The organism is Niveispirillum sp. (genome assembly GCF_017996735.1).
Lineage (GTDB): Bacteria > Pseudomonadota > Alphaproteobacteria > Azospirillales > Azospirillaceae > Niveispirillum.
On record NZ_JAGOGJ010000024.1, the window covers coordinates 49,932 to 66,955 of the forward strand.

Annotated in this window: 18 protein-coding genes and 1 pseudogene; 7 read left to right on the forward strand and 12 right to left on the reverse strand. The window is 65.0% G+C overall.

Translation table 11 applies throughout. The features are described from left to right. Nucleotides 1-35 precede the first annotated feature (35 nt). From KBA48_RS10365 to KBA48_RS10395, 7 genes and pseudogenes are all read right to left on the reverse strand, one after another. Nucleotides 36-1,388 carry a pitrilysin family protein gene (locus KBA48_RS10365; protein WP_292905911.1) on the reverse strand — a complete coding sequence of 451 codons (1,353 nt, stop codon included), beginning with the start codon at nucleotides 1,386-1,388 and terminating at the stop codon, nucleotides 36-38. Continuing rightward, nucleotides 1,388-2,821 carry a pitrilysin family protein gene (locus KBA48_RS10370; protein WP_292905928.1) on the reverse strand — a complete coding sequence of 478 codons (1,434 nt, stop codon included), beginning with the start codon at nucleotides 2,819-2,821 and terminating at the stop codon, nucleotides 1,388-1,390. Before KBA48_RS10370 ends, KBA48_RS10365 begins: the two co-directional genes overlap by 1 nt. Nucleotides 2,822-2,920: 99 nt before the next feature. Beyond that, nucleotides 2,921-3,268, reverse strand: a complete 348-nt coding sequence (locus KBA48_RS10375) for a hypothetical protein (protein ID WP_292905930.1) — start codon at nucleotides 3,266-3,268, stop codon at nucleotides 2,921-2,923. Between the two features lie 140 nt (nucleotides 3,269-3,408). Continuing rightward, the gene (locus KBA48_RS10380) at nucleotides 3,409-4,182 is read right to left on the reverse strand and encodes a TIGR00266 family protein (RefSeq protein WP_292905960.1); all 774 of its coding nucleotides are present in this window, start codon (nucleotides 4,180-4,182) and stop codon (nucleotides 3,409-3,411) included. Between the two features lie 96 nt (nucleotides 4,183-4,278). Next, nucleotides 4,279-4,440, reverse strand: a pseudogene (locus tag KBA48_RS10385) (DUF4339 domain-containing protein); the annotation flags it as partial. A gap of 95 nt (nucleotides 4,441-4,535) precedes the next feature. Next, on the reverse strand, nucleotides 4,536-5,138 hold the full coding sequence (locus tag KBA48_RS10390) for a DUF1013 domain-containing protein (protein WP_292905932.1): 603 nt from the start codon (nucleotides 5,136-5,138) through the stop codon (nucleotides 4,536-4,538). Nucleotides 5,139-5,324: 186 nt separating this feature from the next. After that, nucleotides 5,325-6,320 carry an NAD(P)H-quinone oxidoreductase gene (locus KBA48_RS10395; protein WP_292905934.1) on the reverse strand — a complete coding sequence of 332 codons (996 nt, stop codon included), beginning with the start codon at nucleotides 6,318-6,320 and terminating at the stop codon, nucleotides 5,325-5,327. Nucleotides 6,321-6,407: 87 nt separating this feature from the next. Here KBA48_RS10395 and KBA48_RS10400 point away from each other — a divergent pair, with 87 nt between their 5' ends. Then, a complete protein-coding gene (locus KBA48_RS10400; protein ID WP_292905936.1) occupies nucleotides 6,408-6,596 on the forward strand; it encodes a DUF1192 domain-containing protein in 189 nt (62 codons plus the stop codon). A gap of 51 nt (nucleotides 6,597-6,647) precedes the next feature. Here KBA48_RS10400 and gpmA read toward each other — a convergent pair whose 3' ends face one another. Continuing rightward, nucleotides 6,648-7,337, reverse strand: a complete 690-nt coding sequence (gpmA, locus tag KBA48_RS10405; RefSeq protein WP_292905938.1) for a 2,3-diphosphoglycerate-dependent phosphoglycerate mutase — start codon at nucleotides 7,335-7,337, stop codon at nucleotides 6,648-6,650. Nucleotides 7,338-7,527: 190 nt separating this feature from the next. Between gpmA and KBA48_RS10410 the strand changes: the two genes are divergently transcribed. Next, on the forward strand, nucleotides 7,528-7,650 hold the full coding sequence (locus tag KBA48_RS10410) for a hypothetical protein (protein WP_292905940.1): 123 nt from the start codon (nucleotides 7,528-7,530) through the stop codon (nucleotides 7,648-7,650). A gap of 124 nt (nucleotides 7,651-7,774) precedes the next feature. On the opposite strand, the gene KBA48_RS10415 is transcribed toward KBA48_RS10410, so the two are convergent. Next, nucleotides 7,775-8,803 (reverse strand): aspartate-semialdehyde dehydrogenase, encoded by a 1,029-nt coding sequence (locus KBA48_RS10415; protein WP_292905942.1) that lies wholly within the window; start codon nucleotides 8,801-8,803, stop codon nucleotides 7,775-7,777. 153 nt (nucleotides 8,804-8,956) lie between these two features. Between KBA48_RS10415 and KBA48_RS10420 the strand changes: the two genes are divergently transcribed. The 4 genes from KBA48_RS10420 to KBA48_RS10435 all read left to right on the forward strand — a co-directional run bounded on the left by KBA48_RS10420 (nucleotide 8,957) and on the right by KBA48_RS10435 (nucleotide 13,218). Then, nucleotides 8,957-9,292: a DUF962 domain-containing protein gene (locus KBA48_RS10420; RefSeq protein WP_292905944.1), complete on the forward strand. Its 336-nt coding sequence runs from the start codon at nucleotides 8,957-8,959 to the stop codon at nucleotides 9,290-9,292. 36 nt (nucleotides 9,293-9,328) lie between these two features. Next, nucleotides 9,329-9,589, forward strand: coding sequence for a hypothetical protein (locus KBA48_RS10425; RefSeq protein WP_292905946.1), 261 nt, complete (start codon nucleotides 9,329-9,331; stop codon nucleotides 9,587-9,589). Between the two features lie 196 nt (nucleotides 9,590-9,785). Then, the gene (locus KBA48_RS10430) at nucleotides 9,786-11,024 is read left to right on the forward strand and encodes a pentapeptide repeat-containing protein (RefSeq protein ID WP_292905948.1); all 1,239 of its coding nucleotides are present in this window, start codon (nucleotides 9,786-9,788) and stop codon (nucleotides 11,022-11,024) included. 130 nt (nucleotides 11,025-11,154) lie between these two features. Beyond that, entirely contained in the window at nucleotides 11,155-13,218 is a 2,064-nt protein-coding gene (locus KBA48_RS10435) for a TonB-dependent receptor (protein ID WP_292905950.1), read from the forward strand. A gap of 78 nt (nucleotides 13,219-13,296) precedes the next feature. Here KBA48_RS10435 and KBA48_RS10440 read toward each other — a convergent pair whose 3' ends face one another. Then, on the reverse strand, nucleotides 13,297-13,701 hold the full coding sequence (locus KBA48_RS10440) for a hypothetical protein (protein WP_292905952.1): 405 nt from the start codon (nucleotides 13,699-13,701) through the stop codon (nucleotides 13,297-13,299). Nucleotides 13,702-13,783: 82 nt separating this feature from the next. Next, nucleotides 13,784-14,644: a pyridoxal kinase PdxY gene (gene pdxY, locus KBA48_RS10445; protein WP_292905954.1), complete on the reverse strand. Its 861-nt coding sequence runs from the start codon at nucleotides 14,642-14,644 to the stop codon at nucleotides 13,784-13,786. 179 nt (nucleotides 14,645-14,823) lie between these two features. Between pdxY and KBA48_RS10450 the strand changes: the two genes are divergently transcribed. Next, nucleotides 14,824-16,527 carry a methyl-accepting chemotaxis protein gene (locus KBA48_RS10450; protein ID WP_292905956.1) on the forward strand — a complete coding sequence of 568 codons (1,704 nt, stop codon included), beginning with the start codon at nucleotides 14,824-14,826 and terminating at the stop codon, nucleotides 16,525-16,527. Between the two features lie 178 nt (nucleotides 16,528-16,705). On the opposite strand, the gene KBA48_RS10455 is transcribed toward KBA48_RS10450, so the two are convergent. After that, nucleotides 16,706-17,024: DUF2336 domain-containing protein (locus tag KBA48_RS10455; RefSeq protein ID WP_292905958.1), on the reverse strand; the 319-nt coding region annotated here is incomplete at its 5' end.

Genomic DNA, 17,024 nt, shown 5'->3' on the forward strand with positions numbered 1-17,024 from the left:
CCCTCTCCCGCACCGGTGGGAGAGGGGCTTTTTATTTACTTATGCAGCGTCCCGTCCGGTGTGATGCCCGTCGGCTGCCCCACCAGGATGGTGGTCAGTCGGGCTGGGTCCAGGAGTCGCTCCGCTACCCGTTTCACATCCGAAATGGTTACGGCATTCAGCAGATCGTTACGCTTGTTCAGGTAGTCGATCCCCAGATCGTCGCGCTGCACCTGCAACAACAAACCCGCAATGGCGCCGTTATTGGTGAACTGCAACGGGAAGGATCCCGTCAGATAGGTCTGGGCATCGCGCAGCTCGGCCTCGGTAATGCCGTTCTTTGCCACCTCACCCCAGATCTGTTTCGTTACCGAAATGGCTTCTGCCGCCTTGTCATTGACGGTGGAGCCGCTGACCGTGATCAGGTTGGCATGGTCATAGCTTTGCAGCGAGGAACCGATGCCATAGGTCAGGCCGCGCTTTTCCCGCACCTCGTCCATCAGACGGGAGGAGAAGCCGCCGCCGCCGAGGGCATAGTTCAGGATGGTGGCGGCATACCAGTCCGGGTCGGACCGGTCCAGCCCGCCATGGGCCAGGATCAGGACCGTCTGCGGGATGGGGCGCGGCACCAGGATGGTCTTGCCTTCCGCCGCCGGCTTCACATCGGCTACCGGCGCCAGCTCGGCCTTGGCCGGCAGCGTGCCGAACAGCTTGTCCAGCAGCGGGGCCAGTTCCTTGGCCGTGATGTCGCCGGAAACGGCAACCTTCAGCCCCTGACGGGACAGGCGGGTGCGGGCGAACTGCACCAGATCATCGCGGGTGACGGCGGCCAGGGTCTGGGCCGTGCCCCGTTGCGGCCGGCCATAGGCATGGCCGGGGAACACCGTCTCACCAAAGGCCATCTGCGCCCAATAGTTGGGATCGGCCTGCGACCGGCGCAGGCTGGTCAGCAACTGCCCGCGGATACGTTCCACGGCATCCATGTCAAAGCGCGGCTTGGTCAGCGCCAGCCGCATCAGGTCGAAGGCCGTGTCCTTGGTTTCCCGCAGGGTGGTCAACTGGCCGACAAACCCGTCACGGCCGGCGGAGAAAGACAAGGTGATGGAGTTTTCATCCAGCTTGCCCTGGAAGGCCTGACTATCCAGGTCGCCGGCCCCTTCATCCATGGTGCTGGCCGCCATCAGGGCCAGACCCAGCTTGCCCTCCGGGTCACGCTCGCTCCCGCCCTCAAAGGCGAACTGCATGGCAATGATGGGGTTCTTGGCATCACGGACCAGCCAGGCCTCGATCCCGCCCTTGCTGACCACCCTTTCGATATCGATGGCGGCGGCGGGCAGACTGGTGGTGACCATGGCGAAGGCAGCCAGCAGCAGCAGGCCGGCGCGGCGGATCATCTTCATCGCATCCATCACTTGGCCCCCCCGGCGGCGGAGGCGGCGGCGGCCGGTGCCGCTTCGACCTGGGCGGCGGGCATCAGAATGCCCGTGACATGGTTATTTTGCGCCAGGACATGGCGGGCCGCTGCCTCCACCTGTTCGCGGGTGACGGCGGCGATGCGGTCGGGCCAGGCCTCCACATCCGCCACGGTCTGCCCCGTGGTCAGGGCCACGCCGAAACTGTAGGCCGGACCCTGCAGGCTGTCGCGGGCAAAGATCGCGTCGCGGCGCAGGCGGACCTTGGCCGATGCCACCTCGGCATCGGTCACGCCGCCCGACAGCAATTTGGCCAGTTCCGCGTCGATGGCCGCCTCCATGCTGGCGACATCCTGCCCCGGCGCCGGGGTTGCGGAAATGGACAGCGTCCCCAGGTCCAGCGCGCTGGGATTATAGGAAAGGCTGACGCCGGCCGCGATCTTCTGCTCCACCACCAGCGACTTGTACAGCCGCGAGGTCGCGCCATCGGCCAGGATATTCTCCAGCACCTCCAGCGCATTGGCATATTGCTTTTCCCCGGCGTTATAGCTGGGGGCCTTCCAGATGCGGGTCCAGTTGGGCTGACGCACCTGATCATCGGTCAGGGTGATGCGCCGCGCCCCCTCCGTGGGGGGTTCGATGACGCGCACGCGCGCCGGGATATTGTCCACCGGTGCGATCTGACCATAGGTCTTCTCGGCCAACGGCTTAAGTTCCTTGGCCGTAATGTCGCCGGCCACCACCAGGATGGCATTGTTGGGCGCATAGTGACGCTTGTAGAAATCCAGCGCGTCCTGGGTGGTCAGCTTTTCGATCTCATGCATCCAGCCGATGATGGGCGTGCCATAGGGGTGGTGCACAAACAGGAGGCTGTAGAGCTGTTCGAACAGCCGCGATGCCGGCTCATTCTCGGTGCGCTGACGCCGCTCCTCCTGGATCACCTTGCGTTCCGGCAGGACGATATCGTCCGTCAGACGCAGGTTGACCATGCGGTCCGCCTCCATCCCCATGACCAGTTCCAGCCGGTCACGGGCGATATTCTCGAAATAGGCGGTGTAATCATAGGCCGTGAAGGCATTGTCGCGGCCGCCATTGCGGGCCACGGTGCGCGAGAATTCCGACGGCTTGAGCTTTTCCGTGCCCTTGAACATCAGATGTTCAAGATAATGGGCAAGACCGGATTTGCCCGGCTCCTCATCCGCCGATCCGACCTTGTACCAGACCATGTGGCTGACAACGGGTGCGCGGGGATTGTTGATCACCACCACCTGCATGCCGTTCTTCAGGGTGAAGGTCTCCGGGTCAAAGACGCGGGCGGCGGCGGGCAAGACGGTCGTCAGGCCGACCAGGGCCGACAGCGCCGCACCGGCGGCCAAAGCCCGCCAGCGGCGGCGGGTTTCAGGACGTGCATTCTGGATCACGAGGCTCATTTCCTCCCGGCTCGGGGCACATGGCCCGTACTGTGGCGCGGGGTTAATGTAAAGCCAATGGATTTAACGTGAACGCAATGTAATGCCGGCCACGAGTGATCAGGCGCGAAGGTACTGTTCGGACAGCCGCTCATAATCCACCCGCAGTTCGGCCAGCCGCGCAGCCGCCGCTTCCGGATCGGTGGCCGCCAGATCGATGGCTGCCTGGGCTTCATGCTGAATATGCTGATGGGCGGCATTGACAAGCAAGGCCTGACCGAAGGCGGCATTCATGGCCTTCAGCCCGCCTTGCAGGCTGCTGCACAGGCGCTCCGCCGAACGGCCCATGGTGTCCACCGCCTTCACCAGACAGGGCAGACCAGCCGTGACCTCGACCAGTTGATCAGCCAGGATTGTCGCCCGGTTCATGGGGGGGGAAGTGCGGGGAAAGGGGATAACGGTACCCATGGAGGCGTCCTTGTCGCGGCTGAAACCGACCGGGCGTCTATCCCCGGTCGTGCGTCACCCTGTCGTGATGTCGGCCCCGCCGCAAGCTATCCATTCGCGCACCCCGGGGGGGGTGCCCCCAAGGGGTGCGCGCACTGTCGTCAGCGTTTGCCTCCCATGACGATGTCGCCCAGGGGACCCAGCACGCTGCCTTCCCCCTTGCCGGCGCCCGGCATAGCGGCGGACAGCATGCGTCCGGCCAGACGGGAGAAGGGCAAGGACTGTATCCAGACGCGCCCCGGCCCGCGCAGCGTGGCGAAGAACAGGCCCTCGCCCCCGAACAGCACGGACTTCACACCACCCACCTGCACCAGATCGAAATCCACGTCGGGGGTGAAGGCGGCCACGCAACCCGTATCGACATGCAGCACCTCACCCGGCGCCAGTTGCCGTTCCATGACGGTGCCGCCGACATGGGCGAAGACCCAGCCGTCGCCCGTCAGCTTCTGCATGATGAAACCCTCGCCACCGAACAGGCCCGTCAGGATCCGGCGCTGGAAATGGATGCCGACCGACACGCCCTTGGCCGCCGCCAGGAAACTATCCTTCTGGCAGATCAGCCCGCCGCCCAGATCGGCCAGGTTCAGCGGCAGGATGGTGCCGGGGAACGGGGCGGCAAAGGCAACCCGCGCCTTGCCCCGGCCGCTCTGCGTGAACACGGTGGTGAACAGGCTCTCCCCGGTCAGCACCCGCTTGCCGGCACCGATCAGCTTGTCCAGGAAGCCCCCCGATTCGGTGCCGTCGCCGAAGATCGTGTGCATGTCCACGGATGCATCCTTGTAGACCATGGCGCCGGCCTCGGCGATGGCGCTTTCGCCGGGGTCCAGTTCCACCTCCACGAACTGCATCTCCTGCCCGTGGATCTTGAAATCGATCTGGTCGGCGCGGGAATAGCGGCCCCCACCGCGCGGCGGGGGCGGCGGGGCGCCGGCACCGGCCCACGGCCCGGCCTGCGGCATCAATTCCGCCACGGCGCGGACCGGCAGCCATTCCGCCATGCCGTTGCGCCAGCAGAAGGCATCCGGATGCGCGCGCACATAATCCAGCGCGGCTTGTCCGTCCAGCGGACCCACCCGGTCATCATCGTCGTGAAAGAACCACTGCGTCATGCCCCATCCCCCCTGTCGCGGCATTGATCAAGGCACAGGATATCGTACCGGGACCAGAAAAGAAAAAGGCCGGCTGCACAGGGCAAGCCGGCCAATTTCCGATGGACACGAGGTGCCGATCAATCCTCCTGATCGTCCTCGGCCAGCGTCGGATCCATATCCTCGTCCTCGGCGTCCATATCCGGCGTCTCCGGTTCCGGACGGCCGCGGCGGGCGCGTTCCAGGGCGGCGTCCAGCTCGCGCTGGCTGCACAGGCCCAGCAGCACCGGGTTGCGCGCCTTGATATTGGCGGAATTCCAGTGGGTCTTGTCGCGGACGGCGGCGATGGTCGGCTTGGTGGTGCCGATCAGCTTGCAGATCTGGGCATCCGACAGTTCCGGATGCGCCTTCAGCAGATGGGCGATGGCATCGGGCTTGTCGCCGCGCTTGGTGACCGGCGTATAGCGCGGCCCCTTGGAACGGGCCACCGGCTGCGGCAGATCCTGCTGACGCATCCGCAGCTTCAGGTTGGGATTGGCCTCGACGCGGGCAATCTCTTCCGCCGTCAACTCACCGCCGGCCACCGGATCACGGCCGACCATGCCGACCGCCACTTCGCCGTCGGCAATGGCCTGCACCTCAAGCTCATGCATGCCGCAGAATTCCGCAACCTGCTCGAAGGTGAGGCTGGTATTCTCGACCAGCCAGACGGCAGTGGCCTTCGGCATCAGGGGCTGTGCCATGCTTCCTCCTCAAACGCTTCGCCGGCCATGGGGCCAGCAGCAAAACGATCCATGAACGCAAAAGCCGCCCGTCGCGCGCGGGAGGGGCCCCGCGCAGCCAACCGGACGGACAAGTCAACGACCCATCACCTATAGCGTTCCGGCACGGGACAAGCCACGGGATTTTTTAAGAAGACGGTAACGTCGTTACAGGACCAGCATGATCTTGCCGATATGGGTGGAACTTTCCATCAGCCGGTGGGCATCGGCCGCCGCCTCCAGCGGGAAGGTCGCGGCGATCACCGGGCGCACCTTGCCCGCCGTGACCAGGGGCCAGACCCTGTCCTTCACGGCCGCCGCCAGGGCCGCCTTTTGCGCCGTCGACCGCGCGCGCAGGGTGGACCCGGTCAGGGTCAGCCGCTTCAGCATCACAGGCGCAAGGTTCAGTTCCACCTTCGGCCCGCGCAGGAAGGCAATGGTGACATGGCGGCCGTCAACGGCCAGACAGTCGATATTGCGGGGCAGATAATCCCCGCCCACCATGTCCAGCACGACATCCACGCCGCGCTTTCCCGTCGCTTCCTTCACCACGGCGACAAAATCCTGGGTCTTGTAATCGATGGCGTGATCGGCGCCCAGATCGCGGCAGGCCGCCACCTTGTCCGAACCGCCGGCCGTGGCGAAGACGGTGGCGCCCAGCGCCTTCGCCACCTGGATGGCAATGGTGCCGATGCCCGACGTGCCGCCATGCACCAGGAAGCTCTCCCCCGCCGTCAAGCCGGCCCGCTCCACCACATTGGTCCAGACGGTGAAGACCGTTTCGGGCAGGGCCGCCGCCTGCACCATGTCCAGCCCGTCCGGCACGGGCAGCACCTGCCCCGCCGGCGCCGTGGCATACTCGGCATAGCCGCCGCCGCCCAGCAGGGCGCAGACCTTGTCCCCCACCTGCCAGCCCGTGACATCCGGCCCCAGCGCCGCAATGGTGCCCGATACTTCCAGCCCCGGCAGATCGCTGGCGCCCGGCGGCGGCGGATACAGGCCCTGGCGCTGCACCACGTCGGGCCGGTTGACGCCGGCCACCGCCACCTTGATCAGCACCTCCCCGGCCGCCGGCACGGGTACCGGCCGCGTTGTGGGGGACAGCATCTCGGGGCCGCCGGGCTGGGTGATCTCCACGGCGCGCATCTGGCTGGGCAGGGACATGGGAGCGGGTTCCTTGATGATCGATGTGGCGGGCGGCATCGCGATACCGCAAAATGGCGCCCAAGATCAAAGATAGGGAGGGAACCCATGGCTTTCGACCTGGACGAACTGCTGCCGACCAAGAAACCAACCAGGCCGGTGGACCTGACCGGCCTGTCGATCGGCGATCTGAACGATTACATCGCGGCACTGGAGGCCGAAATCGTGCGCGTGCGGGCCACCATCCGCGACAAGCAGGATGTGCAGGCCGCCGCCCAGGCCTTTTTCAAGAAATAGTGATCGCAGCCGCCCCCGTTGCAGAAACTCCGCAACGGGGGCGGAGCGGGATCAATCCAGGAAGTACCGGTCCAGCGCCTTCAGATCGGCGTCCAATTCGTAGATGATCGGCTTGCCGGTCGGAATCTCGAACTGCACGATCTCGTCATCGCCCATATTGGACAGGTACTTGACCAGACCGCGCAGGCTGTTGCCATGGGCGGCGACCAGGACACGCTTGCCGGCCTTGACCTGCGGGGCGATCACGTCGGTCCAGTAGGGCACCACGCGGGCCACGCAATCCTTCAGGCTTTCGGTGCGCGGCAACTGGTCCTTGGACAGGTCGGCATAGCGCGGATCGGCATCGGGCAGACGCTCGTCATCCTCGGCCAGGACCGGGGGGGCGATGTCATAGGAACGGCGCCAGATCTTGACCTGATCGGCCCCATGCTTGGCCGCCGTCTCCGTCTTGTTCAGGCCCTGCAGGCCGCCATAATGGCGCTCGTTCAACTGCCAGCTCTTGAACTGCGGCACCCAGATGCGATCCATGGCTTCCAGGGCCAGGTTGCTGGTCTTGATGGCGCGCTTCAGCACCGAGGTGTGGCAGATATCGAAATCGAGACCGGCCGCCTTCAGCTTGACACCGGCCTCCTTCGCTTCCTCGACGCCCTGCGCCGACAGGTCCACATCGGTCCAGCCGGTGAACAGGTCCAACTTGTTCCACTCGCTCTGGCCGTGACGGATCAGGACAAGCTTCGTCATCTCCCACATTCCCTTATGCATGGCCCCGCCGCCGGGGCGTTATCGATACCGGCCTGCGTCCTACCATACGGGAACGGCACTGACCAAGGTCTGTTCCAGGGGGAACGGGTTCAGGGAGAAAGCGTTTACGACGTTTGGCGAAACGCGGTAAGATTAGTTGTTCCGGGACTGAAATTCGAGGATGGGCGTCGTGACGACGCTTCTGGTTCGTCGTTTGGCTGGACGATTGGTGATCGAACTGTCGGAAACACTTGCCTCGCAGGTGCAACTACGCGAGGGCGATGAGCTTGAATCCAACGTACGAAGCCCTTGAAGCCGCCGAGCGGGTCATGACCGAGCATAAGCAGGTTTTGAAGGAACTTGCCCGCTGAAAAGCAAACGGAGCCAGCCTGTCCGGCTGGCTCCGCGCCCATTGCGTCGCGCTCTGACGCGTTCGATCAATCCGCCGGGCCGATATGGCCGTCACGGATCATCACTTCCGCGATCTGCACGGCGTTCAGGGCGGCGCCCTTGCGCAGATTGTCGGCGACTACCCACAGGTTCAGGCCGTTCTCGACCGTCGAATCCTCGCGGATGCGGCTGATGAAGACATTGTCCTCGCCGGCGATTTCCACCGGAGTGACATAGCCCTCGTCCTGACGATGATCGACGACGGAGATGCCGGGGAAGGCGCGGAGCGCGCGGCGGGCCTCGTCGGCCGTGATGGGGTTCTCGAACTCGATATTGATCGCTTCCGAATGGCCGATGAACACCGGCACGCGCACGGCCGTGGCCGTCACCTTGATGGCGGGGTCGAGGATCTTCTTGGTCTCGACCACCATCTTCCATTCTTCCTTCGTCATGCCGTCATCCATGAAGACGTCGATATGCGGGATGACGTTGAAGGCAATCTGCTTGGTGAACTTCTTCTTTTCCACCGGATCGTTGACATAGATGGCGCGGGTCTGGGTGAACAGCTCATCCATCGCCTCCTTGCCGCCGCCCGACACGGACTGATAGGTGGACACCACCACGCGGCGGATCTTGGCCAGATCATGCAGCGGCTTCAGCGCCACCACCATCTGGATGGTGGAGCAGTTGGGGTTGGCGATGATGCCCTTCTTGCGCCAGCCCGACAGGTGATGCGGGTTCACTTCCGGCACGACCAGCGGGACATCGGGATCCATGCGGAAATGGCTGGTATTGTCGATGACGCAGGCGCCGGCGGCGGCGGCCTTGGGCGCGAACTGGGCCGACACCTTGGCGCCCGGCGAGGACAGCACAAAATCGGTGCCGGAGAAGTCGAACTTGGCCAGATCCTGAACCTTCAGCACCTGATCCTCGCCAAAGGACACCTGCTGACCGGTGGAACGTTCGGATGCCAGGGCGACCACTTCCGACACGGGGAAGTTCCGGTCTGCCAGCGTCTGCAGCATCTCCCGGCCGACATTGCCCGTGGCGCCAACGACAGCGACCTTGTAACCCATTTTCCCGGCCCTCGATTCCATAGGTGATAAGGCGGGGCAGCACGAAACTTCATTGCGCCTTGACAAGCCCCGGCGAACGCTTTGACTTATTCATTGGGCGCAAGAATGGCAAGACAATGACATAAGCGCCCATGTTGCGGGAGGATTGCAGCCATGGCACAGCGCGAATATCAGACGTTCGAAGCCTTCTGGCCCTTCTATCTGCGTGAACATTCCAAGAAGGTGACACGCGGTTTCCATTATGTGGGCAGCGCCGTTGCCCTGGGTTTCCTTGTGGTGTTCGGCGCCACCATGGACCCGCTCTGGCTGATCGGCATGCCGCTGTCGGGCTATTTTTTCGCCTGGCTCAGCCACGCCCTGGTGGAGCATAACAAGCCCGCCACCTTCACCTATCCGCTGTGGTCGCTGATCGCGGATTATCGGATGTTTTTCCTGTTCGTGGCGGGCCGGTTGGGGCCGGAATTGCGCCGGGCGGGGATTGATGGTTAATTCCCCCCACCTGCAAAGCCCCTGAGGACACGCCCAGTGCCAACGATCCAGGAGATCATCGCCCAGTCCATCAAGGATGCCGACAAGTCCTTCTTCAATGAAGATTATATGAAACAGGCAAAATCCGTGGTGGAGGGGCTGCGCCGGTCGGGACTGGAGGTGGTGCCGATCAAGCCGCCGGAGGAACTGGTCACCTATGCATCGGAAAATATTCCTCTTGGCCGGCTGCGCCCAACAGACTTTATCCGCACCATGTATTCCACCATGGTGGCCAACGCACGCAAGTTCGTGAACTGATAGCGGTACCCGGCAGCAAAACGAAAAGCTGTGGATATGCCCTTTTGCCAGCCATACTTTGGTGTGCAAGCAGGCAAAGCTCTGGCATAGTGCCAATGGGGCTTTCCTGCCCCCATCCAGATGATCAACGGGAAGGCAGTGCGGCTTGACGGCTGATGCGGCGCAACCGGCGGAACCGACCTGGCGACGCCCCTCCATGGAGGAGCTGCTTGACGCCATGCGTCGTCATTCCAAGTTGATGGAAGGCCGGATCGGCGGCCAGCGCGCCATTTTTGTGCTGTGTGACCTGCGCGGCGTCAATCTTTCCAACATGGATCTGCGCAGCGCGGAACTGACGGGATCGCGCTTCGATCAGGCGCAGATGGTGAAGACGCGGCTGACGGGGGCCAACCTGTTCGCGGCCGATCTGCGGCTGGCCAATCTGCAGCAGGCCGACCTTTCCAAAGCGGATATGCGCGGCATCACCATGCGCGGCGCCGACCTGACCAAGGCCAAGCTGCGCGACACCGACGTGCGGGAGGCGATCCTGGCCGTCTATCGCGGCGGCAAGCCCCTGCCCCAGGCCTTTGACGGACGTATCCCCAATCTGGCCGCCGTCATCGCCGCCCATGCCGATTTCTCCGGCTCCAAGATGAACGGGGCCATCACGCTGAAGGCGGATTTCACCGACGCCAACCTGCGCCATGTCGATCTGCGCGGGGCGGACCTGCGCGGGGCCAATTTCAAGGGCGCCATGCTGGACGGTGCCAATCTTCAAGGCGCGCAGTTGCAGGAGGCGGACTTTGCCGGGGCCGTCCTGACCGACGCCATCCTGCGCGATGCGCTGGCGGAGGGGGCGAATTTCCGGGGCGCCATCCTGGACCCCCACGCCATGGCCGACCTGAAACGCACCGGCGCCCTGCTGCCCGGCACCATGGATGGGACAGAGCCGGTGGACATGCTGCTGGCGGCCCATGCCGAATGGGTGTTGAGCGCGGGGCGCGGCGGCAAACGCGCCGATTTCAGCGGGCGCGACCTGATGGGCCAGGATTTGCGCGGGCGCAACATGACGGCAGCGAAACTGCCCTATGCCCTGGCCCGCCGGTCCTTATGGACCAATGCCTGCCTGGTCATGGCCGATCTGGAATGCACCGACCTGCGCGACACCCAGATGGGCAATGCCGACATGCGCGGTGCCAATCTGGAACGCGCCCATCTGGGCGGGGCCTTCCTGCAGGGCGTCAACCTGACCCCCTTGGTCAGCGCCGACATGCCGGACCGCCGCTGGCCCAGCCGCCTGTCGGGTGCGCGGCTGCAGGGGGCGGACCTGCGCAATGCCGACCTGCGCGGCGCCATCGCGCATGGGACCGACTTCACCGGTGCCGACCTGCGGGGGGCCAAGCTGGACGGCGCCGAACTGGACGGCGCCAATTTTGCCCAGGCCCGGCACGACTGACGGCCCACAGGTCGCCCCCCAAACCATTTCCCCGCCCTGCGACAAGCCGGCACGGTTTCCCCGCTTGACCCACGTGACGATCTGCGCCTATCAGAAGTTACGTTATAACATTGTTTAAAAGGGTTCGGCGATGCGCAGACACATGTCGCAGGTCTGGCTGGTGGCGGTACTCATGGGCGGCACGGTTGCCGCTTCCCCCGCCATGGCACAGCAGGCGCCCATGGCGGACGGTTCCGCCCATGACCGGGTTGAAGAGATCATCGTCACCGCCTCGCCCATCGGGGCCAAGCGGTTCGACATCTTGCAGGGGACGTCCAGCCTGTCGGGAGAGGCGCTGGACCGCGCCCTGTCCACTACCCTGGGCGAGGCGCTGGACAAGCTGCCCGGCCTGTCGCAGACCGGGTTCGGCGCCGGTGCGTCGCGCCCCATCATCCGGGGCCAGGGCGGCGACCGTATCCGCATCCTGTCCGGTGGCATCGGCAGCATTGATGCCAGCACCACCAGCCCCGATCACGCCCCGGCCCTGGACCTGGCGACCGCCAAGCGGGTGGAGGTCGTGCGCGGCCCCGCCACCCTGCTGTATGGCAACAATGCCGTGGGTGGGGTGATCAATGTCCTGGACGGCCGCATCCCGATCGCCGAACCCAAGGATGGCGTGGACGGCTTTGCCCGGATCGGCGTCGGCACCAATGCCAATGAGCGGTCCCTGGCATCCGGCGTGGATGCGCGCCTGAACGGGCCCTTTGTTCTGCATCTGGACGGGTTCTATCGCCAGACCGACGATTACGAGGCCCCCGGCTTCCTGGAATCGAAGGCCCTGCGCGAGCAGGAAGAACATGAACATGGACACGGGGACGAGGAGGAGGCCAAGGGCCGCGTCGCCAACAGCGACCTGACCCAGAAGGGCGCCACCGGTGGCCTGTCCTATATCGGCGATTGGGGTTTCTTCGGCGCGTCGGCCAGCCGCCTGGAAAGCAATTACGGCATCCCCGCCGGCCACAGCCATGAAGGCGAGGAAGAGGAAGGCCCCGTCCGCATCGACCTGGGCCAGACGCGCCTGGACCTGATGGGCGAGGTGAACCAGTCCTTCGGCATTTTCGAAACGACGCGCGTGCGCTTCGGCTGGGCCGATTACAAACATACCGAGCTGGAGAATGGCGAGCCTGGCACCCAGTTCCTGAACAAGGGCTGGGAAGGCCGGGTCGAGATGGTGCAGCGGGCCATCGGCAACCTGTCGGGTGCCGTCGGCGTGCAGGCCAGCAGCCGCAACTTCAAGGCCATCGGCGAGGAGGCCTTCCTGCCGCCCAGCGACACCGACCAGATGGGTGTCTTCACCCTGCAGCGCCTGGACCTGTCGCCCTTCTCGCTGGAAGGCGGCGTGCGGCTGGAGCGGCAGAGTGTCCAGGCCGCCAGCGTCGATTTCGACCGCGACTTTACCACCGTCTCCGTCTCCGCCGGCGCCTCGCGTCAATTGGGCGAGGGCTGGATGACGGGTATCAGCCTGTCGCGCACCGAACGCGCCCCCAATGCCGAGGAATTGCTGTCCGATGGCGCGCATCTGGCCACCAGCACCTATGAGCGGGGCGACGGCACGCTGGGCAAGGAAACCGGCCTGGGTGTGGAAGCGACCCTGAAAAAGACCGGCGGTCCGGTCACCGGCACCGTCAACCTGTTCCTGACCGATTACGACAAGTACATCTATGAGCGCCTGACCGGGGCCGAGGAGGATGGCCTGCCGGTCGCCCAGTTCTCCGCCACTGATGCCCGCTTCTGGGGGTTTGAGGTGGAGGCGGAAACCACCGTGCTGCGCAACGATCAGGTGACGGTGACGCTTGATGGCGGGCTGGATTATGTCCGCGCCACCGATCGCGACAACAACACGCCCCTGCCCCGCATCCCGGCTCTGTCAGCGCGGGCCGGGCTCGGCTTCGAACTGGCCACCGTCGCAGCCCGTTTCGAAGGCGTTTGGACCGACAAGCAGAAGCGCACCGCCGATTTCGAGCTGCCGACCGACAGTTCCATGGTGTTCAACGCATCGCTGGACTGGCATCCCTTCCCCGACCAGGACATCACGATGCTGGTGGAACTGCGCAACCTGACGAACGAGGAGGTGCGGCTGGCCACATCCTTCCTGAAGGATGTGCTGCCGCAGCCGGGCCGGGATTTCCGCGTTTCGCTGCGCGCCGGCTTCTGACCGCCGCCCCTGAGCAGCCTTCCTTGCCGCCCTGGTGGTGAGGAAGGCTGATCGGGGCCGCGCGGGGCAGAAGGGTGATCAGCTCAGGCCGACGGTCAGATCGCAGGCATTGGAACCGACGCCGCGATTGAAGAAGCGGATGACCATGCCGCCGGCATCACGCACCGTCAGCACCTGGTTCTGTCCGGGCCCCAGCGACAATTGCCGGCCCGTGGCAGCCAGCGTGCTTTCGGTGATCGAATATTCCAGGGTGCAGCGCTTGTTGCCCTTGTTCTCGAACGTCACGTCGCCGGGACCGGGGATCTTGAATTCAAAGCTCTTGCCGACCGTGAAATCCACCCGGCCCTGACAGGGATTGTCCTTCTGCACCTCGCATCCATATTCGCCCTGCGGCGCACGCTGCGCGACGGGCTGGGCGGGGGAGGCGGGCACGGACAGCAGACCCGCGATCAGGGCAAGGCTGGCGATGGGCAGGCGTGACATCCGTTTGGCGCTCCTTGGGGCTACAGCATCAATTCAATAGACCCGCCGGAAACACCCGGCAAGCCCGTACCCTTCACGGCCGTCAGTTGACACGGCTGGCGCTGAAAAGGATGGAGGGGTGGACCAACTGGTCCTGGGCGGCGATGATCTGCAATTCCCGCTGCCCGGCATCGCGCGTCGCCTTGAACACGGCATAGATGGCGGATGCCGCGTGCGACAGGGCCAGATGCCCATCCCCCGTTTCCAGGAACTTGGCCAGGAACAGGGCGGCCACACAGTCGCCGGCCCCGTTGGGCATGGGCGACAGGTCCAGGCGCGGCGTCGCGACCAGGAAGGCGCCGTCCGGCCCGTCCAGCAGCATTTCGATACGGTCGTCCGGTGCATCGACGCGCGTCAGGCTGGTGACCATGACCCAGCGCGGCCCCAGCTTTCGCGCGGCCCGCGTTGCAGACAGGGCCGATGACAGGTCGGTGACCCTTTGGCCCGTCAGATATTCCAGCTCGAACTGGTTGGGCGTGATGATATCGGCCAGCGGCACGGCGCGGTCGCGGAAAAATTCCGGGATGCCGGGCCGCACAAAGAAACCGCGCCCCACATCGCCCATCACCGGGTCACAGCAGTAAAGCGCTTGGCCATTGCCCTGCTTCACCCGCCCCACGGCCGACAGGACGACGTCGCCCAGCGTTGCATCGCCCATATAGCCGGTCAGCACCGCATGCACGCCGTCCAGGGCGCCCCGCGCCTCCACCCCCTTCAACACATCGGCAATATGGTCGGGCGGCAAGACCATGCCGGTCCAGACCCCGTAACCGGTGTGGTTGGAGAATTGTACCGTATTGACGGCGATGGCGTCGAAGCCTAGCCTTTCCAAAGGGAAAACCGCTGCCCGGTTGCCGACATGGCCAAAGGCGACATGGGACTGGATGGTCAGGATGGTCCGCACTTCCTCAACCCCTCACTGCTGTCCATGTTCCTTGCTACGCCCGCACGCAGCGCCGCTTCAATGACAAAAGCGTCCGGGGGACACTGTGCGGGACGTCACTGTGCCCCATGTCATTCCATCGTCAGGTAGCGGTCCCACCTTGCCCTTCCGGGTTAATTCTTCCGAAAAGAGAGCGTCCCATGCGCAGTCTGCGTGATGCCAAGATCAAAACCCGTGTGCTGATCGGTTTCGGGGTGCTTCTGGTTCTGCTCGTCGTGCTGACCGGCATCGGCGTGCAGAAGGTCAGCCTGATCAATCACAGCCTGACCCAGATCAACGACGTGAACAGCGTCAAGCAGCGCTACGCCATCAATTTCCGTGGGTCCGTGCATGACCGGGCCATCGCGCTGCGCGACGTCGTTCTGGTCGATCCGGCGAGGATCGATCAGGTCGTCGCCGATATCCGCAAGCTTGAAGCCGCCTATACGGTATCGGCCAAGGCGATGGACGAGATGTTCGCCGCCCGCAAGGACATCATGCCCGAGGAGCGGGAGATCCTGAATTCGATCAAGGAGATCGAAGGCAAGACCCTGCCCGGCATCAACCGGGTGATCGAGTTGCGCAAGGACGGCAAGGATGCCGAGGCGCAGGAATTGCTGCTGTCCACGGTGCGCCTGGACCTGACCGAGTGGCTGGCCCGCATCAACCGCTTCATCGACAAGCAGGAACGCGATAACGGCATCATCGGCGATGAAACGCGGGCCCAGGCGCGCGGCTTTTCGGAACTGATGCTGCTCGTCTGCGCCATCTGTCTGGTGCTGGGCGTCGGCATGGCCTGGTGGACGGTGGGTTCCCTGGCGCCGCTGCGCCGCCTGACCGACGCCATGCTGCGTCTGGCCGATGGCAACCTGTCCACGGAAATCCCGGCCAATGACGCCGCCAACGAGGTGGGTGAAATCACCAGCGCCGTCCAGGTGTTCAAGCATCACGCCATCGAGGCCGACAGCCTGCGCCGCGAACAGGCGGCGGCCGAGGAACGGTCCAAGCAGGCCCGCCAGGCCGAGATGCAGGCCCTGGCCCGCCGGTTCGAGGATGAGGTAAGCGCCGTCGTGTCCGCCGTCAGCGCTTCGTCGGCCCAGGTGCGCCAGTCAGCCGAACTGCTGCTGACCACGGCGGCCAGCGCGGAGGAGCGGGTGGACACGGTGGAAGCGTCTTCCACCCAGGCCACCGACAATGTCCAGGCCGTCGCCACCGCCGCCGGCCAGTTGGCCAGTTCCATCCAGGAGATCGCCCGTCAGATCGAGGAGAGCGCCGACCGCACCCGCCAGGCGGCCGAACAGGCCAACCACACCAACATCATCGTCGACGGCCTGTCCACCAAGGCGGACCGCATCGGGGAGGTGCTGGGCCTGATCAGCGACATTGCCAGCCAGACCAACCTGCTGGCGCTCAACGCCACGATCGAGGCCGCCCGCGCCGGAGAGGCCGGCAAGGGCTTTGCCGTCGTCGCGTCGGAAGTGAAGAATCTGGCCAGCCAGACGGCCCGCGCCACCGACGACATCGCCCAGCGCATTGCCGAAATCCAGTCCGCGACGGGCGAGGCGGTGAAGGCGATCAAGGAGATCGGCAACACCGTGGAGCAGGTGAACCGTATCGCAACCGCCATCGCGGGCGCGGTGGAGGAGCAGAACGCCGCCACGACGGAAATCGCCCGCAGCGCCCGCCACGCCTCTGACGGGGTGGAGACGGTGACCATGGCGGTGGTCGATGTGCGCGAGGGAACGGCCCGGACCGGGGCGGAATCCAAGCAACTGCTGACCGCATCGGCCGAACTGACCGACCATGCCAGCAGCCTGCGCGCTCAGGTGGACCGCTTCCTGGTGTCGGTACGCACCGGCTCCTGACCCGTCGCTCCCTCACCCTCCCGTTGGCTGGCGCCAACGGGCCCCTCCCTCTCCCGCAAGCGGGCGAGGGGCATATTCTCCACGATGGACAAGTCTCGCCCCTCGCCCACGCAAGTGGGAGATGGAGGGGCCCAGGCCGCTAGGCCTGGGAGGGTGAGGGAACCACCCAGGGAGCCCCCTACTCCACCCCGAACAGACCAAGCTGCCAGCGCATCTCCGCCTCGTTCATCGGGTAATCCACCCCGTGACGGGCATTCAGCAGCTTGGTCGGCGGCAGTCCGGATTTAAGCTGCAGCAGCCGGGCGCAGCGCATGGACAGGCCCGCCCGCCAGGCCAGCGCCGTGATGGCCCTGGCGCTTTGTGTATCGATGATCCGCTGCACCAGATCGGCTGGAAGATCGGCGCGCAAGGCCAGCGCCTCGCGCACAAAGGGCTTATCGCCCCAGGACAGCGCGTCCCACAGGGCGGCCTCGTCCAGTTTGCCCTCCGCCTTCAGC

What these genes read in the sequence shown, in the direction of transcription:
- KBA48_RS10430 (WP_292905948.1), top strand. Translation starts at nt 9,786, where the DNA reads ATGGAGGAGCTGCTTGACGCCATGCGTCGTCATTCCAAGTTGATGGAA.
- gpmA (WP_292905938.1), bottom strand. Translation starts at nt 7,337, where the DNA reads ATGACGAAGCTTGTCCTGATCCGTCACGGCCAGAGCGAGTGGAACAAG.
- KBA48_RS10375 (WP_292905930.1), bottom strand. Translation starts at nt 3,268, where the DNA reads ATGGGTACCGTTATCCCCTTTCCCCGCACTTCCCCCCCCATGAACCGG.
- KBA48_RS10420 (WP_292905944.1), top strand. Translation starts at nt 8,957, where the DNA reads ATGGCACAGCGCGAATATCAGACGTTCGAAGCCTTCTGGCCCTTCTAT.
- KBA48_RS10370 (WP_292905928.1), bottom strand. Translation starts at nt 2,821, where the DNA reads ATGAGCCTCGTGATCCAGAATGCACGTCCTGAAACCCGCCGCCGCTGG.
- KBA48_RS10450 (WP_292905956.1), top strand. Translation starts at nt 14,824, where the DNA reads ATGCGCAGTCTGCGTGATGCCAAGATCAAAACCCGTGTGCTGATCGGT.
- KBA48_RS10400 (WP_292905936.1), top strand. Translation starts at nt 6,408, where the DNA reads ATGGCTTTCGACCTGGACGAACTGCTGCCGACCAAGAAACCAACCAGG.
- KBA48_RS10440 (WP_292905952.1), bottom strand. Translation starts at nt 13,701, where the DNA reads ATGTCACGCCTGCCCATCGCCAGCCTTGCCCTGATCGCGGGTCTGCTG.
- KBA48_RS10395 (WP_292905934.1), bottom strand. Translation starts at nt 6,320, where the DNA reads ATGTCCCTGCCCAGCCAGATGCGCGCCGTGGAGATCACCCAGCCCGGC.
- KBA48_RS10415 (WP_292905942.1), bottom strand. Translation starts at nt 8,803, where the DNA reads ATGGGTTACAAGGTCGCTGTCGTTGGCGCCACGGGCAATGTCGGCCGG.
- KBA48_RS10390 (WP_292905932.1), bottom strand. Translation starts at nt 5,138, where the DNA reads ATGGCACAGCCCCTGATGCCGAAGGCCACTGCCGTCTGGCTGGTCGAG.
- KBA48_RS10365 (WP_292905911.1), bottom strand. Translation starts at nt 1,388, where the DNA reads ATGGATGCGATGAAGATGATCCGCCGCGCCGGCCTGCTGCTGCTGGCT.
- KBA48_RS10435 (WP_292905950.1), top strand. Translation starts at nt 11,155, where the DNA reads ATGCGCAGACACATGTCGCAGGTCTGGCTGGTGGCGGTACTCATGGGC.